The sequence below is a fragment of the Tsukamurella pseudospumae genome (assembly GCF_001575205.1).
In the GTDB taxonomy this organism is placed as follows: domain Bacteria; phylum Actinomycetota; class Actinomycetes; order Mycobacteriales; family Mycobacteriaceae; genus Tsukamurella; species Tsukamurella pseudospumae.
Window position 1 is genome coordinate 1 of record NZ_LSRE01000015.1, and the last position, 15,878, is coordinate 15,878.

The window sequence follows — 15,878 nt, forward strand, 5'->3', positions numbered from 1 at the left end:
GCGATCGCCGCGCTGGCTGCCGACCTCATAGCCTGGACCCAAATGCTCGCCCTGACCAGCCATGATGCCCGCCGGTGGGAACCCAAACGACTGCGCCACCGACTCTTCTGCATCGCCGGATCCATCGCCCGGCACGCCCGCCGCACCCGCCTGCACCTCGCCGCGACAGCCCCCGACACCGGCCTGCTGATCGCCGGCCTACAGCGCCTGAACCGGATGCGAGCACCCACATGACCGACACGACTTCCTTGACAATCCGATCACGAAACACCCCCACGGGACAGTGGAACCCGACGCCACCCGACGCAACACCGGGCCGCATCACCATGCCCACGAACGAAACCCTCACTCGAGGACACCAATCCGAAACCGATCAGGAGGGGACGACCACCTCACGAAAGATCGAGGCTAGTGCCCCGCAATGCCGCCTACTGGTTTCGTTGAGTGCCGGTAACCGACCAGTAGCTGCCATTTCTGGAATTTACTGGTCGGATATAGTAGCGACACAGTAGTAGCGCTCCGCAATGCCGCCTACTGGTTTCGTTGAGTGCCGGTAACTGACCAGTAGCTGCCATTTCTGGAATTTACTGGTCGGATATATTAGCGACACAGTAGTAGCGCTCCGCAATGCCGCCTACTGGTTTCGTTGCGTGCCGGTAACTGACCGGTAGCTGCCACGCCCACGACCGACGGAATGGCGGACAACCGCGCCCCGAGACGGCAACACCCCCGTCGCAGCGAGCGTGACGGGGGTGTTGGGATACTGCTCAGGCTTTTCTCGCGGCCTGCGCCATTTCCATCTCCTTGCGGGGGAGTTTGGCGTGTGGAAGGGGAATCTCCACCAAATCCGGCCAACGGCGCCAGGACTTGCACAGGTTGAGAGAGTTTTCAAATGCGATCCTGTTGGCGTTAGCCGCGAAGTGAAATTCGCCATTGCTAATCTCGCCGCGAACATTGCTTACATCACGTCGATGGTCCTCGATTGCCTCCGCGTATTCTTCGTCGGAAAGCTCGCTTTCAAATTCGATCGACAACGCGCGACGAAGAATCGGCTCAGTCAATTCTTCTACCGTAGCATTGCGCCAATCTGACGCGGACACAATCTCGCCGTCCTCATTCATCACTTGATTGCCGGGCTCCACGATCCCGACCTCCCCGGCCGGGCCGAACATGATCAACGACGCGACGCGGTATTCCCGAGCCTGCCGCACGCCCGGCAATCCCCGCGAAATGGCGATCATGTCTATCACGTCGTCTCGCCGTTGCAGCGTTTCACGTTTCCGATTGGATTCTTCGCGGGACGCTGCGGCCTCGGCGGTAATGCGCTCCTGCTCGGCCATGTATTGCTGGCCCTCGGCGCCCTCGTACCAATCCATTTCGGCCTCCAGCCATTCGTCGCAAAGCGCCTCGTGCGCGGCAGCCTCGGCGGCAACGCGGGCCTGTTCAGCCCGGGCGTCGGCCGCGGCAGCCTCGGCGGCAACGCGGGCCTGTTCAGCCCGGGCGTCGGCCGCGGCGCGGTCCTCCGCATCGCGGCGCTGCCACTCGATCCGGTTGCGCATGTCGGCGCCAACCACCGCGGCTTCCTCGAATCTCCGGCGGTGCTTCTCCAACAGTTCCGGCCACTGCTCATACACGGATTCGATGGTGATGGTTCCCGCCATGAGGTCGCGTGCGATCGTGTCCGCCGACGGCCGGCGGCGTGCCGGCACCGCATCGACCACCGCGACGAAATCGAAGTTTGCGACGACCGCTTCACGGGGATATGGAGCCTTTCCGGGGACCAGGTGCTCGCCCTCGTGCAGGAGGTATCGGATGTACTTCGGGAACGCTCCGCGGCCACGAAGGATGCGAACCGAAGGTTCGGGCACCCCGAGATACCACGCAACGTCCGCGACGGTGCGCGCGGTCGCGCACCGTATCGCGAACTGGTAGTGGTCGTCGGCATCGTCCCGGTCGTGGAGGATGTACGCCCACGCGGTCAGCGACCTATGCGTCTCCAGGCCGCGGATCACCGATGCCACGCGCGGGTCATCGGCCCGGAAGCTGAGGGCGAAGCATCGGTATCGTGGTGCTGAAACCTTGACCTTTGTTGAGGCCGGTGTGGTAATATTGGTGCCGTGACGGCGTCGCATCGCCGCCTCCCTTCATATTGAATCTGGTTCCCATTACGACCCTCGGAGTTCCCCGCTCCGGGGGTCGTTCGCGTATGTCGAGTCGGCTCTGCGGCGGGGGTCAGCCTGCCGCGGCCCCGACTCGAATCAGCGTGCGATGGGGGAGGTCGAGTCGTATGGGTGATCGAGGTGAGGGTCGTCACGGCCTTGACTCGGAGCCCTCGAAGCTGACCTGCGGTTATATGCTCTGGCCTGCGGAAGTGTTTGCACACTTGGGTAGGTTCCAAAGTGTGCAAAGGTGTGCAAGCGTTATTGCAGGTCAGGATACCAATGTCCGATTCTTTGCACAGTTTCTGCACTGTTGTGAAATCAAGTGGTGTGCAAGCGCGCGTGCAGGTCAGACGGGGTAAAACCCCTGATTTGCACACTTCGGACACGGATTTCGGCGCTGGGGTGTCCAGGGCGGGGCCGAAAAAGTTAAGAAGTTCAACACCGTAGTAGTTACTACAGTAGTAGCCGCCCCGTTGCCCCGAATCATGGTTCGGGACAAGGTCGTCCGGTCGGTCGCGGACCATGCGCCAGAACGTCATCAAGTTCGCGTCGATGTCGTTGACCGTCTCGTGGGTGCTCGGCCGCTTGGCCAACAGGACCGCCAGCGATCCGCCGCAAACCTCGACGTAGTGCCTGTGCGGCGGGAACATCCCGGCAATCGCCTTGGCCAACCGCTGCTTGCCGCCGAAATATGTGATCGGCGGTGCTATACCGTCGGCGCTCATCGTGCACCACCCGTCACGACGTGATCCGCGATGTACCGGTCCAGGTCGCTGATCCGGTACCGGACGATGCGGCCGATCCGCACATGCGCGGGACCGGCGCCGGTCGAGCGCGCCGTGTCGAGGTACGACTTCGTCACCCCCAAGTACGCGGCGGCGCCGACCACGTCGGTCAGGGGCGATTCGATGGTGGCCGGGACGACCGGCGCGGGGGTGCGGGTGGACGGCGATGCCATGATGCGAACTCCTCAGATGAGGAGCGCTTCCCCCGGTGCCACGTGGCCTTGGGGTCGTATCCATGATCGCGTTCGCCCGGCGGGCGAACGAAGCTCGGGCACGGTCCCGCCGAATGCGGCGGGCGTCGATCCGCGGCCTTGACGCGGCCAACGGGCGGAACGACACCGAGCGGATCAGCTGTCGCAATGCAACAACGCTCTGTAGCACCAAGATACCGTGAATCCGGACACCGTGCAACGCGCGGCACGCATCCGGTTGACTTCCCGACCGTGAACCGCATACCGTAGCTGCATGGCTACAGCATCGAAATCCCGCCTGGCGCCGGGGGAGCACAGCATCGATCGCAACACTCCGCGCGAAAAGCCGGACGGCACTTGGGTTCTTGTTTGGTCGATCCGGTTGCCGAATGGCCGCATCGTCGAGAAGCGCTCTCAGGCAGACACCAAGACCCGGGTGCGCGCCAGGGCGAAGGCCACCGCTGAGAAGCTGCTGTCCACGCGCGAAAGGGCGCCGTGGGCGCCGACCATGCCGGTCGAGAAGTTCATCGACGACGTGACCGTGCCGTCGATCACCGCGGCCGGGCTCGCGGCGTCCACGACCACGCTGTACACCACCGCCATGACCCGCGCGCGCACGGAACTGCGGGGCCTGCCGCTGGCCGACGCCGCCACGTACGGCGAGCTCGAGGCTGCGCTCCAGCACATCGCCGAGCGGTACGGCCTGGGCGCCGCGAAGAACGCGAAAAAGGCCCTGAACGGGCATTTCATCGCCCCACTGCTCCGCCACGGCGTGATCGACCGCAACCCGCTGCAGGCCACGATCGACCTCGTGAGCATGGCGAAGGAAGCGACCGAATCGCCCCGAGGATCGGCGGACCTCACCGATGCGCACCGGCGCGCCGTCGTCGCGCACCTGCTGGCGATCGACCCCACCGACGGCGTGCCGGTGAAGTCCAAGTCCCGCTGGTCCTATGCGCATCGCCTCGCGGTGCGTCGCAACGCGATCGACCAGTGCCTGTTACAAGCCGCGACGGGGCTGCGGCTGCAGGAAGCCGTCAATCAACGCTGGTCCGACATCACGGGCGACGGCATCCTCACCACCACGTTCCCCAAGCCGGTCCGGGTCGGTGGCGAATCCGTGCGCAAGCCCAGGACGATCCCAATCTTGTTGCCCGAGGTTGCCGCTCACCTCCGGGATCGAGCCGGCCATGCGGCAGGCGAGTACGCGATCCCGCACCCGGCCGACGCGGATCGGCCGTGGGGCCTCGCCGCCGCGAAAGAAGGGATGGCGGCGCTTTACGTCGAGCTCGCGGAGACCCTCAAGATCGACCCGCTGCTCACGTTGCGATCGCACGCATGGCGAACCGTCATCAACCGCGCGTTCATCGCGGCCGGGGTGCCAGCGGCGCAGCGGGTCGCGTATCTCGGTCACACCGAAGGCGTCAACGCCGCCAGCTACACCCACGGGGTGTCGCTGACCGCCATCCAGGCACTCATCCCGAGCGATCCAAAAACTACGGTATAAACTACGGTATAGCCGGTGCAATTCAGTGCAATTCCATGCCACTCAGTGCAACGCGGATCATGTCATTCGAGGCTGTGACCTGCATGTATCCGTTTTCGACCTGCACGTTAGCAAAGTATTTGATTGATCTGCGCGGCAAGGCCGCCAAGATCAAGGAGAAGCGCTGACACCAGCGCCGGTCACCGTCCGCCTGGACGAGACCGACCCGCCTGCTCGGTAGTGTGTACCCGTGCCCGAGCAGACGAACTCCCCGGAGACCCCCGAGCCCAGCGATCCCGTATCGCCGGCCGGGGGTCCCGGCATTTCCGGGGCCGACGGCCCCGCCGAGCCCGCCCGGAAGGGCGGCCGACACTCCGCGCCGGACCCGGCACCGTCGGACGGTGAGGGGGAGAAGAAGGCCGGGCGCGAGAAGAAGACCAACTGGCCGCTCGAGGTCGGGGCGATCATCCTCGTCGCGCTGGTGCTGAGCTTCTGCCTGCAGACCTTCGTGGGTCGGCAGTGGTACGTGCCGTCGGAGTCGATGGAGCCCACGCTGATCGGCTGCGCCGGCTGCACCGGCGACCGCATCGTGACGCAGAAGATCAGCTACTTCGCGGGCGACCCGAAGCCGGGCGACGTGATCGTGTTCAAGGGCCCGACCTCGTCGTGGGGGCTGGATCCGGTGCAGAAGGTGCGCTCGGACAACACCGTGATCCGCGGCGTCCAGGAGGCGCTCTCGTACGTGGGCCTGCAGCCGCCGAACGAGAACGACCTGGTCAAGCGGGTGATCGCCGTCGGCGGTCAGACCATCCAGTGCCGCCCCGAGACGGGCGTCACCGTGGATGGCAAGAAGATCGTCGAACCCTACCTGGCGGAGAACGCCAAGGAGTACGCGAAGACGAACGGCTGCTGGCCGATCAACGGCAGCGAGAACGGTGCCTTCGGCCCGATCACCATCCCGAAGGGCAATGTCTTCGTGATGGGCGACAACCGGATGGCCTCGGCGGACTCGCGTTTCCACCTCGAGGACGAGCTGCAGGGAACGATCCCCAAGGCCGACATCCGCGGCAAGGTCGTCGCGATCATCTACCCGTTCAGCCGCTGGCAGACGGTCAAGGCGATCAACCCGCAGCAGGGCTGATCGACCGTGCGGGACCGGTGGCCTCCGCGGCCGGTGGTGCGGGCATCGTCGGGCCTGAGCACCCTGGAGACGGTGCTGGGTCGGGCGGGGCTCGGGCCCGTCGCGGGGATCGACGAGGCCGGGCGCGGCGCCTGCGCGGGCCCGATGACGGTGGCAGCGTGCATCCTGCCGGCGCGGATCCCGCCGTCGCTGGCGCGCCTCGACGACTCGAAGAAGCTCACCGAGAACGTGCGGGAACAGCTGTATCCGAAGATCCTCGACCTGGCCGTGAGCTGGTCGGTCGTGTCGATCCCGGCGCCGGAGATCGACCGGATCGGGGTGCACGTGGCCAACATCATGGGCATGCGTCGCGCGGTGGCGGGCCTGCAGGTGCGTCCCGGGTACGTGCTCATCGACGGTTTCACCGTGCCGGGCCTGGGCGTGCCCTCGCTACCGGTGATCGGTGGCGACGCGTCGGCGTCCTGCATCGCGGCGGCCAGCGTTCTGGCCAAGGTGACGCGCGATCGCGTGATGGCCGAATTGGACGACGATTTCCCGGGATACGGCTTCGCCGTGCACAAGGGCTACTCGACGGCGGTGCACATGACGGCACTGGGGGAGCTCGGCCCGAGCAGCCAGCACCGCATGCGCTACCAGAACGTGCGGGCGGCCCTGGCCGCGTCGGCGGCCGGCGCCGCGGCGGCGCGGTAATCTGGAGCGGTTACGAACGGTGACCCGAGGTGAGGAGGACGACGTGAGCGCAGAGGATCTCGAGAAGTACGAGACCGCGATGGAGCTGTCCATGTACCGCGAGTACAAGGACGTGCTGAGTCAGTTCACCTACGTGGTGGAGACGGAGCGTCGGTTCTACCTGGCCAACGGGGTGGACCTGATCCCGCGCAACGCGGACGGCGAGGTCTACTTCGAGGTGCGGATGACCGACGCGTGGGTGTGGGACATGTACCGCCCGGCGCGGTTCCTCAAGCAGGCCCGCGTGGTGACCTTCAAGGACGTCAACATCGAGGAGTTGGACAAGCCGGAGTTGCGGCTTCCGGACTGACCGCTCCACTGATCCATCCGCCGCAGGCGCCGTTCCCGTTTCGGGGCGGCGCCTGCGGCGTTCTGTGACGCAGATAACGAGACTTGATGTCTCGAATTTGTTAGAGTCTTATATCGAGTCACATTGTCTCGATATAGAAGGAATTTCTCATGTTGCTTGATCGCACCGATCGTCCCAGGGGTGCCTACCGCACAGCGCCTGCCGTGGTGAGCACGGCCTTCGCGTTCCTGGTCGTCATGATGGGTACCACCCTGCCCACGCCGCTCTACTCCCTCTACTCCGCGCGGCTCGGGTTCAGTTCGCTGACGGTGACGGTGCTCTTCGCCGTCTACGCTCTCGGCGTGGTCGCCGCGCTGACCGTCTTCGGTCGCCTGTCCGACGACGTCGGCCGCCGCCCCGTGCTCCTCCTCGCGGTGCTGTTGGCGATCGTCAGCGCGCTGCTGTTCCTGCTGCCGCCCTCGTTGCCGTTGCTCATCGTGGCGCGTGTGGTGTCGGGGCTCGGTGCCGGGCTCATGAGCGGCACCGGCACGGCCGCGGTGATCGACCTGTTCGCGCCCGAGAACAAGGGCGCCGCCGGAACGCTCGCGGTCGCGGTCAACACGGGTGGGCTCGCGGTCGGGACGCTGCTGGCGGGTGTGGTCGCGGACCTCGCGTCGGCCCCGCTCGTCGTGCCTTTCGCGGTGCACCTCGGCCTGTCTCTGACGGCGTTCGCCGGGCTGTGGGCGTTCTCTCCTCGGGCCGCGGTGGCGGGCCGGGCGCGGCTGCGACCCCGTCCGCTGCGCGTGCCCGCCGAGATCCACGGCGCGTTCGTGCGGGCCGTGCTGGCCGCGGGGTCCGCGTTCGCGGTGACCGGCGTGCTCACCGCGGTCTCGGCGATCTTCCTCGCGCGGTTCCTGGACCTGCCCTCGCACGCTCTCGCCGGCGGTGTCGTGTTCCTCGCGTTCGCCGGGATGGCGATCGGGCAGCTCGTGGCCCGCCGACTCGCACCGCGCACGGCGCTCGTCGCCGGGTGCGGCGGGCTGGTCGTGGCGGCGGCGCTGCTCGCGACGGCCCTGGCGGCGCAGTCCCTGGCCGCGCTGCTGGCGGCCGCCGCGGTGCTCGGCGTGTTCGGTGGCCTCTGCATGAACGCCGGCATCGCGACCACCGTCGAGCAGGTGGCCCCCGCACACCGCGCCGAGGTCTCGTCGTCCTTCTTCGCAGGGCTGTACGTGATGCTCGCGTTCCCGGCCATCGGGGTCGGTGCCCTCTCCGCGGTGCTCGGGCTACGGGCGTCCGGCCTGGTCTTCTGCGCTGTCGTCGCCCTGCTCGCAGCGTCGGTCGGGCTGATCGAGATGCGGTCGGAGGCTCGGGCCGGGGCGGCCGGATCGCTGCTACGGTGACGCGATGACGCAGACCGAGCGGCACGTCGGACGGCCGCGCAGTGAGGAGGCGCGCGCCGCCGTGCTGCGGGCCGTCGACGACATGCTCGTCGAACAGGGATACGCCGCCATGACGATGAAGGGCATCGCTGAGCGAGCCGGGGTCGGCCGGCAGACGGTCTACCGATGGTGGTCGACCAAGGCCGAGATCCTGCTCGAGGCGAGTGCCACGGACGCCGCGGGCGAGCTCACCGTCGAATCCGGTTCGACGGTGCGCGGCGAGGTCGAGCACTTCCTCGCGGCGGTCGTCCGGTTCCTCACGGAATCCGATGCGGGCCTGGCCTATCGGGCGCTGATCGGGGAGGCTCAGCACGACGCGAAGGTCGCCCGGCTGATGGCCGGTGCCGACCCGCTGGGCGACGCCGCGCGCGCCGTCGTCGCGCGGAATCAGCAGGCCGGGCGGTTGCCTGCCGGGCTGGATCCGTCGGCGGCCGCAGCCGAACTCGTGGGGCCGGTCGTGTTCCGGGTCCTCGTGCAGGGGGCGTCCGTCGGCCGGACGGAGATCGCCGCGATGGCGGGACGCTTCGTCCGACAGGAATGAGTCCACGGCGCGCGCTGTCCACAGGTTTGCGTACATAACCTTTTTCCTCCACAGGCACCGCTTTCCCGGGCGGTGCCTGTGGTGTCCGCGGCGCATGATCGGCGCATGGGGAACAACGAGGTGGGGCGTGCGGGTGAGGACGTGGTCTGTCGATTCCTGGCGGACCGCGGCTGGACGGTGCTGGCCCGGAACTGGCGGTACTCGGGTGGAGGGCTGCGCGGCGAACTGGACGTGATCGCCCGCGCGCCCGATGGCCTGCTCGCGATCGTGGAGGTGAAGACGCGGACGGGGACAGCGTTCGGTACGGGCTTCGACGCGGTGACGCCGCGCAAGGTCGCGCAGCTGCGCGCCCTGACCTCGCGCTGGCTCGCCGAGACGGAGGGCGCGTTCGCGCAGGTCCGCATCGACGTGGCCGCCGTCTTCACGCCGCCGGGCGGACCCGTCACGCTCGAGTACCGGGCCGGGGTCGCGTGATGTCGGCGCTGAGCAAGGTGCACACGGTGGCGATCACGGGCGTCGACGGTGCCGTGGTCGAGATCGAGGGCTGCATCGGCGCGGGGCTGCCGGCCGTGCACCTCGTGGGCCTGCCCGACACGGTGCTCAAGGAGTCCCGCGACCGGATCCGCGCCGCCGTCGTCAACATCGGCATCCGGTTCCCGGACACCCGGGTCACGGTGGCCCTCTCGCCGGCCACGCTGCCGAAAGTGGGCTCGGTGTACGACCTTCCGCTGGCGGTCGCGATCCTGCTCGCCGCGGAGCGCGTGCCCGTCGGCCGGCTCGACGGTGCCGTGCTGCTCGGGGAGCTGGCGCTCGACGGCCGGGTCCGGCCGGTCCGCGGGGTGCTGCCCGCTGTGCTGGCGGCCAAGGAGTCGGGCTTCTCCCGTGCGGTCGTACCGCTGGCGAATCTGGACGAGGCGGGCCTCGTGGACGGCATCGAGGTGCTCGGCGCCGCGCACCTCGCGGAGGTCGTCGCGTGGCTCGACGGCTCCGGTGTCCTCGCGGAGCCCGGTCCGCTCGTCGTCGACGACGTGGATCCGACGGTGGCAGACCTGGCCGATGTGGTCGCGCAGCCGGAAGCGAAGTTCGCGCTCGAGGTCGCCGCTGCGGGCGCCCACCACATCATGATGACGGGGCCGCCGGGGATCGGGAAGACGATGCTGGCGTCCCGCCTGCCGGGCATCCTGCCCCCGCTCGGGCGGAGAGAGGCCTTGGAGGTGAGCGCGATCCACTCGATCGCCGGCGACCTCCCGGCCGATCGGCCGCTGATCACCGTGCCTCCCTTCGTGGCGCCGCATCAGACCTCGACGGTGAGCGCACTCGTCGGTGGCGGCAGCGGCTTGGCCCGGCCCGGTGCGGTCTCGCTCGCTCACCGTGGCGTGCTGTTCCTCGACGAGTGCGCCGAGATGGGGCCCAAGTCCCTGGAGGCATTGCGGACCCCCTTGGAGGAGGGGCAGATCCGGCTCGCGCGGCGCGACGGCGTGGTCAAGTACCCGTCCCGGTTCCTGCTGGTGATGGCGGCCAACCCCTGCCCGTGTGCACCCGCGCGGGACAACGACTGCACATGCACGGCGACGGTCCGCCGGCGCTACCTGGGCAGGCTGTCCGGACCGCTGCTGGATCGGGTGGATCTGTGGGTGCGGATGGAACCGCCCACGACCGGCGCTCTCCACGCGGAGGACACTGCGGAGGAGCCCAGCGCGGTGGTGCGCGAGCGAGTGCGCGCGGCGCGGGAGGCTGCGGCGTCCCGGTGGGCGGCCGAGGGCTGGTTGACCAACTCCGAGGTGCCGGGTGTGGTGCTGCGCCGCCGATTCCGACTGCCCGCGAAGGCGCTGCGCCCACTGGAGACCTATCTGCGGCAGGGGAAGGTCACGGCGCGGGGCGCGGACCGCTCGCTGCGGCTGGCGTGGACGCTCGCGGACCTGCAGGGTCTGGACCGGCCCGGTGAGAGCGAAGTGGGGCTGGCACTGCAGTTCCGGGAGAAGGGGTGGACATGAACGACGACGGCCGACGCGCATGGGCGTACCTGAGCCGGGTGGCGGAGCCGCCGTGCGGGCCGCTGGTCGCGCTGATCGATCTCGTGGGTGCCCCGGAGGCCGCGGAGATGGTGCGGCGGCGCGAGTTCCCCGAGGGCTTCGAGGCGGTCGCCGATGCGACCACGGGCCGCGCTGCTGCTGATCGTGCAGCCGCCGATCTGGAACACGTGGCACACCTCGGCGGCCGGCTGGTGACCCCGGACGACGACGAGTGGCCGGAGTACCGCTTCCAGCCGATGGCGGCCCGGATTCCGCCGGAGGCCCCGCACCACGAGGACGAGGTGCGCGAGCTGCGGCCGGTCGCGCTGTGGGTGATCGGCGAGGGCCGGATCGACGAGCTGCTCGAGCGATCGGTCGCGATGGTGGGCACGCGCGCACCGTCGAGCTACGGGGAGCGGGTCACCGACGATTTCGCGGGTGACCTGTCGGCGGAGGGGTTCACGATCGTCTCCGGCGGCGCGTACGGGATCGACGGTGCCGCCCACCGTGCCGCGCTCGCGGCGGAGGGGCGCACGATCGCCTTCGTCGCGGGTGGCCTCGACCGGCCGTATCCGGCGGGCCACGCCGGGTTGTTCCGGCGGATCGCCGAGTCGGGCGTCGTGGTGTCCGAGTATCCGCCGGGGACGGTGCCCGGCCGGCACCGGTTCCTGAACCGGAACCGGATCGTCGGCACCGCGACCGGGGGAGTCGTGGTGGTGGAGGCGGGATTCCGGTCGGGGACACGGAACACCGCCACCTGGGCGGGGCGACGGGGCGTCCCGGTCTGCGCGGTCCCCGGACCGGTCACGGCGGCCACCTCGGTCACCTGCCACCAGTTGATCCGGGACGGCGCGAGGTTGGTCAGCAGGTCGAGCGAGGTGATCGAGGAGGTCGGCCGGATCGGCGAACTCGCGCTCGAACTCGAGGTCCCCGAGCGGCCGACGGACGGCCTCGAGGGGCCCGCGCTGCGGGTGCACGACGCGCTGCCCGCGAGGTCGGGACTGCCGGTGTCCGAGATCGCATCCATCGCAGGGCTTCCGGCGCGGGCGGTCATGATGCAGCTGGCCGTGCTCGAGACGAAGGGCCTCATCCGCCGCGATGGAGCGCTCTGGCGGCTGGCGAACTAGGACGTGCCGGACGGGAAGCGTAGGCACGGCGAGGAACGGCGCCGCGGCCACCCTGGCGGCCCTGATGGACATGTTCCGCGAGATGGCCCGCCGTCGGACGGTGGTCGTGGCTACTCCTCGGACGTGCGAGAACGATTTCTCGAGTGGACGCTGGACGACGCGATGCGGAGCCGGATCAGGCGGCCGGCAACGACGTACGCGGACATTCACGTCCACGTCGAGGTGCTGCAGCGATACAGGCTGTCTCGCAATATCCGGGGCAGGCTCGATGAACGCGTCGGGCGGGCGCTGGACATCGATGAGAGGGTGGTCGTCGATCGGCTCCTGCGCGAGGGACGGAACGTGACCGTGCTGGCGCGCTCGAAGAGCGGGAGCCCTACTCCCGACATCGCGGTCGACGGTGAACCGTGCGAGATCAAGACCTCCACCAACGCGAATGCGAAAGCGTTCGGACGGCGGGTCGCGGACGTGCGACAGAGGCAGGGGACGGGCCGTGTGTTCGTGAATGCGATGCGCAGCGGGATCCCGACTGCAGAGCTCGCCGCGGAGATGAAGGCGGTGGTCGAGGTCGGCGACGCGACGTATATTCGGATCATCGCTCGTGAGGTCGATCAGGAGTACGGGAGGTGGTCCTAGTGCGGTACGACATGGTCCTCACCGGAACCGGCAGCGGCGCGATCCACGGTGATTTCGGGTTGTTCGCCCGTGCCCTCGCCACGCGCCTTCGAGCTCGATCGCTCTCGATCACGGAGAACGGACGACAAGCCGATATTCGCGTCGGGGACCACGGACGGGTCGCGCCCGGCATGGTGGCGACTGCTCCTGACGAGTTCGCGGTGCTCATAGAGTCGGATTGGGCCGACGATATGGAGCACAACGCGTTCGGCGATCTGGTCCACACCGCCGTCGCGGACGTCCTCCCCGGCGTGCAGGTCGTGCTGCTCAACCCGGCCGACGACGAACCGCTCCGGACGATCGTGCGTCACGGTCCGAGCGCTGCGTAGTTCCGCCACGGCCCTCAGTCGCCGTCGACGAGCTTGCCGCTGCGGGCGAGTTCGGGATCGGTGCAGGAGGCGAGGTCGAAACAACAAGGGCGGCGCTTGCCGTTGCGCATCTTGTCGATCGTCACGTCCACCCGCTTCGAACGAGTCGCGGGGTTACGGGTCGCGCCGATCCACCGCACCCATTCCCATCGGGCCATCGACGTGATGCCCATCCACACGTCCGAGGTATCCGGTGCGGCGTCGAGCGCCGCGCGCAGGTCGTCCGGGACCTCGGGCTCGGGCCAGTCCTCGGAGGGGGTCACCTCGAGGGCGACGGTGTCGCCGGGCACGGCCGTCGCACCGTCGATCCCGTCGAGATCGAGCCAGTGCCCCTTCCTCCCGTCGGGCTCGACGACGTCGGCGAAAGCGGCGCCGTCGACGGATCCGACCACCGCCACCTGCCCGCGGGAGGGGAGCGCCGCGCTCGCGGCGTCCGGCAGCCGGACGATCGTGCGATCACCGATCCGCTCGACGACGGCGGTGCACCGGACGGGGTCGAAGGTCTTCGCGGCCATGGGGATCTCCTCGGGGCGGGTCGGGACGGTCTGCGCTCCACAGTAGGAGGGCCCCGGGGCGGGCCGCTTCTCGATTCGTGATCGATGCCGGGTCGGCCGTCTCAGCCGGACGGTGCTGCCGACTCTGTATCGTTCTCCCGTGACCGAGTCCCTGGTGAGCGCATCGCGCGACGAGCGCCCGCAGCGACGGACCCAGATCCTCACCGGATCGGTGGGGCATCTTGTCGAGTACTTCGACTGGAGCGCGTACTCGTTCCTGGCGATCTACTTCTCGCGGCAGTTCTTCCCCGGCGACGCGGACTCGGTCGTGCCGCTACTGGCGACCTTCGGCGTGTTCGCGGTCGGTTTCCTCGTGCGGCCCGTGGGTGGCGTGCTGATGGGTCGGCTCGCCGATCGCTACGGGCGGCGACCGGTGCTCGCCGGCGGCGTCGCGCTGATGGGGCTGGGCAGCCTCCTCATCGGGCTCGCGCCGACCTACCAGCAGGTCGGCCTGCTCGCGCCGGTCATCCTGACGGTGGCGCGCCTGATCCAGGGCCTGTCGACCGGGGGCGAGCTGTCGACGGCAACGGCGTTCCTCGTCGAGTCGGCCCCCGGGGACCGTCGGGGCACGTACGGCAGCATCACGAACGTCAGCTCGAGCCTGGGCAAGGTCCTCTGCCTGCTCGCGATCACCCTGCTCGTCCGGTCCATCGGTGCCGACGCGATGGCGGACTGGGCGTGGCGGGTGCCCTTCCTCATCGGCGCGGTGCTCGCCGTCGTCGCGTGGTGGATCCGGCGCAGCGCCGACGAGACGCTCGAACCGGCCCGCGCGCAGTCCGCGGCGAACCCCTACCGGGAGATCCTGACCGACCACCGGGGCGCGTTCTGGCGGGCCTTCGTCCTCGCGTCCGCCACCGCTGCGGTGTTCTACACGTGGAGCACCTACGTGCCCACGTGGGCGATCCTCACCGCGGGCCTGAACAAGGCCGACGCGGTGACGATCTCGGCGATCGCGTTCGTGCTCTACGGCCTGGTCCAGATCCCGCTGGGCCGGCTGTCCGACCGGATCGGGCGCAAGCCGCTGATGTACGCCTTCCTCGTGGCCGGCGCGGTCTGCACGGTCCCGCTGTTCCTCGCGATCAGTGCCGAGCCCGGCGTCGTCCTCGCGGTGCAGAGTGCGGGGATGGCGATCACGGCGCTGATGATGGCGTGCCTCGGCACGGCGCTCGCGGAGATGTTCCCGGCCCGGGTCCGCGTCCTCGCCACGGGTGCCGCGTTCGCGCTGGCCACCGCGGTCTTCGGCGGCACGGTCCCCGCGATCGGCACGGCGCTGCACGGCGCGGGCCTCGACCTCGTCTTCCCGGCGTACCTCGTCGTTCTGCAGCTCGTCGCACTCCCGGTGGTCCGACGATGCCCGGAGACGGCACACGCGCCCCTGCCCGATTGAACACCGTTACGGAGGGAGAAACCGCAGGTCGGATTCTCCATAACGGTGTTCAATCCGGGTGTGGGGGCGGAGTCGCCCTAGGCTGGGACTCATGAGCGGTGCGTTGGCGGAGTACGAGACGTATCTGCGTCTCGAGCGAGGGCGCAGCGAGAACACGGTGCGCGCGTACCTCGCCGACCTCACCGCCCTACTGGCCTTCGCCGAGGAGCGTGGGGTGGCGGCGGACCGTCTGGACCTGGCGACCCTGCGCGCCTGGCTGGGGGAGCGGGCGGCGTCCGGTGCCGCCCGCACCACGCTGGCCCGGCAGGCGTCCTCGGCGCGGACCTACACCGCCTGGGCCGCCCGGCGCGGGCTGTTGCCCGAGGACCCGGGGACCCGGCTCAAGGCCCCGCGCGCGCACCGCACGCTGCCCGCGGTCCTCTCCTCCGACGATGCCGCCCAGGCCCTGCGCAACGCGGCGTCCGGTGCGGCCGAGGGCGACCCGATCGCGGTGCGGGATCTCGCGATCGCGGAGGTGTTGTACGCCACGGGGATCCGCGTGAGCGAGTTGTGCGGGCTCGACCTCGGCTCGGTCGACCACGGGCGTCGCGTGCTCAGCGTGATCGGCAAGGGCGACAAGGAGCGGACGGTGCCCTTCGGCGCGCCCGCTGCCGCTGCGCTGCGGAGGTGGCTCGACGAGGCCCGGCCCGGCCTGGTCGGCGCGCGCTCGGGCAACGCCCTGTTCCTCGGGGCGCGCGGCGGACGGCTCGACCCGCGGCAGGCGCGCACCGTCGTGCACGAGATCACCGCGTCGGTGCCGGGCGGGCGCGAGGTGGCACCGCACGGGCTCCGGCACACCGCCGCCACCCACCTGCTCGACGGTGGCGCGGACCTGCGCGTCGTGCAGGAGCTGCTGGGCCATTCGTCGCTGGCCACCACCCAGCTCTACACGCACGTGAGCGTGGCCCGGCTCCGGGCGGCGCACGAGCAGGCGCACCCGCGCGCGTGAGTCT

At 69.2% G+C, this 15,878-nt stretch carries 18 protein-coding genes; 14 read left to right on the forward strand and 4 right to left on the reverse strand.

The genetic code is table 11. The features are described from left to right. The coding region (locus AXK61_RS12780) for a transposase (protein ID WP_068745638.1) at window positions 1-234 on the forward strand (234 nt) is incomplete at its 5' end. A gap of 533 nt (window positions 235-767) precedes the next feature. Here the strand turns inward: AXK61_RS12780 and AXK61_RS12785 are convergent. From AXK61_RS12785 to AXK61_RS12790, 3 genes are read right to left on the reverse strand one after another with little or no spacing between them, the layout of a single operon-like run. Then, window positions 768-2,021, reverse strand: coding sequence for a hypothetical protein (locus AXK61_RS12785; RefSeq protein WP_156485650.1), 1,254 nt, complete (start codon window positions 2,019-2,021; stop codon window positions 768-770). Next, window positions 2,009-2,887: a DNA adenine methylase gene (locus tag AXK61_RS24965; protein ID WP_156485651.1), complete on the reverse strand. Its 879-nt coding sequence runs from the start codon at window positions 2,885-2,887 to the stop codon at window positions 2,009-2,011. The genes AXK61_RS12785 and AXK61_RS24965 overlap by 13 nt, the downstream gene beginning before the upstream one ends. Continuing rightward, on the reverse strand, window positions 2,884-3,120 hold the full coding sequence (locus AXK61_RS12790; RefSeq protein WP_068745642.1) for a helix-turn-helix transcriptional regulator: 237 nt from the start codon (window positions 3,118-3,120) through the stop codon (window positions 2,884-2,886). The genes AXK61_RS24965 and AXK61_RS12790 overlap by 4 nt, the downstream gene beginning before the upstream one ends. A gap of 292 nt (window positions 3,121-3,412) precedes the next feature. Between AXK61_RS12790 and AXK61_RS12795 the strand changes: the two genes are divergently transcribed. The 11 genes from AXK61_RS12795 (at window position 3,413) to AXK61_RS12845 (ending at window position 12,906) form a co-directional block, all read left to right on the forward strand. Continuing rightward, a complete protein-coding gene (locus tag AXK61_RS12795; RefSeq protein ID WP_156485652.1) occupies window positions 3,413-4,645 on the forward strand; it encodes a site-specific integrase in 1,233 nt (410 codons plus the stop codon). A 229-nt stretch (window positions 4,646-4,874) separates the two neighbouring features. After that, a complete protein-coding gene (lepB, locus tag AXK61_RS12800) occupies window positions 4,875-5,765 on the forward strand; it encodes a signal peptidase I (RefSeq protein WP_082777880.1) in 891 nt (296 codons plus the stop codon). A gap of 6 nt (window positions 5,766-5,771) precedes the next feature. Beyond that, window positions 5,772-6,455 (forward strand): ribonuclease HII, encoded by a 684-nt coding sequence (locus AXK61_RS12805; RefSeq protein ID WP_082777879.1) that lies wholly within the window; start codon window positions 5,772-5,774, stop codon window positions 6,453-6,455. 43 nt (window positions 6,456-6,498) lie between these two features. Next, complete coding sequence (locus AXK61_RS12810) at window positions 6,499-6,804, forward strand: DUF2469 domain-containing protein (RefSeq protein WP_068570439.1); 306 nt, start codon at window positions 6,499-6,501, stop codon at window positions 6,802-6,804. A gap of 149 nt (window positions 6,805-6,953) precedes the next feature. Beyond that, window positions 6,954-8,183, forward strand: coding sequence for an MFS transporter (locus AXK61_RS12815; RefSeq protein WP_068570408.1), 1,230 nt, complete (start codon window positions 6,954-6,956; stop codon window positions 8,181-8,183). Between the two features lie 4 nt (window positions 8,184-8,187). Beyond that, a complete protein-coding gene (locus AXK61_RS12820; RefSeq protein ID WP_068570407.1) occupies window positions 8,188-8,763 on the forward strand; it encodes a TetR/AcrR family transcriptional regulator in 576 nt (191 codons plus the stop codon). A 105-nt stretch (window positions 8,764-8,868) separates the two neighbouring features. Continuing rightward, window positions 8,869-9,237 carry a YraN family protein gene (locus AXK61_RS12825; RefSeq protein ID WP_068570406.1) on the forward strand — a complete coding sequence of 123 codons (369 nt, stop codon included), beginning with the start codon at window positions 8,869-8,871 and terminating at the stop codon, window positions 9,235-9,237. Next, window positions 9,237-10,757, forward strand: coding sequence for a YifB family Mg chelatase-like AAA ATPase (locus AXK61_RS12830; protein WP_068570405.1), 1,521 nt, complete (start codon window positions 9,237-9,239; stop codon window positions 10,755-10,757). The genes AXK61_RS12825 and AXK61_RS12830 overlap by 1 nt, the downstream gene beginning before the upstream one ends. Beyond that, window positions 10,754-11,902 (forward strand): DNA-processing protein DprA, encoded by a 1,149-nt coding sequence (gene dprA, locus AXK61_RS12835; RefSeq protein ID WP_068745688.1) that lies wholly within the window; start codon window positions 10,754-10,756, stop codon window positions 11,900-11,902. Before AXK61_RS12830 ends, dprA begins: the two co-directional genes overlap by 4 nt. A 123-nt stretch (window positions 11,903-12,025) precedes the next feature. Then, the gene (locus AXK61_RS12840) at window positions 12,026-12,538 is read left to right on the forward strand and encodes a hypothetical protein (protein ID WP_139057804.1); all 513 of its coding nucleotides are present in this window, start codon (window positions 12,026-12,028) and stop codon (window positions 12,536-12,538) included. Further along, entirely contained in the window at window positions 12,529-12,906 is a 378-nt protein-coding gene (locus tag AXK61_RS12845) for a hypothetical protein (protein WP_156485653.1), read from the forward strand. The genes AXK61_RS12840 and AXK61_RS12845 overlap by 10 nt, the downstream gene beginning before the upstream one ends. 14 nt (window positions 12,907-12,920) lie before the next feature. Here AXK61_RS12845 and AXK61_RS12850 read toward each other — a convergent pair whose 3' ends face one another. Continuing rightward, entirely contained in the window at window positions 12,921-13,460 is a 540-nt protein-coding gene (locus tag AXK61_RS12850; protein WP_068570402.1) for a YdeI/OmpD-associated family protein, read from the reverse strand. Between the two features lie 139 nt (window positions 13,461-13,599). On the opposite strand from AXK61_RS12850, the gene AXK61_RS12855 reads away from it, so the two are divergent. Beyond that, on the forward strand, window positions 13,600-14,886 hold the full coding sequence (locus AXK61_RS12855) for an MFS transporter (RefSeq protein ID WP_068745646.1): 1,287 nt from the start codon (window positions 13,600-13,602) through the stop codon (window positions 14,884-14,886). 91 nt (window positions 14,887-14,977) lie between these two features. After that, complete coding sequence (locus tag AXK61_RS12860; protein WP_068570400.1) at window positions 14,978-15,874, forward strand: tyrosine recombinase XerC; 897 nt, start codon at window positions 14,978-14,980, stop codon at window positions 15,872-15,874. The last annotated feature ends 4 nt before the right edge of the window (window positions 15,875-15,878 follow it).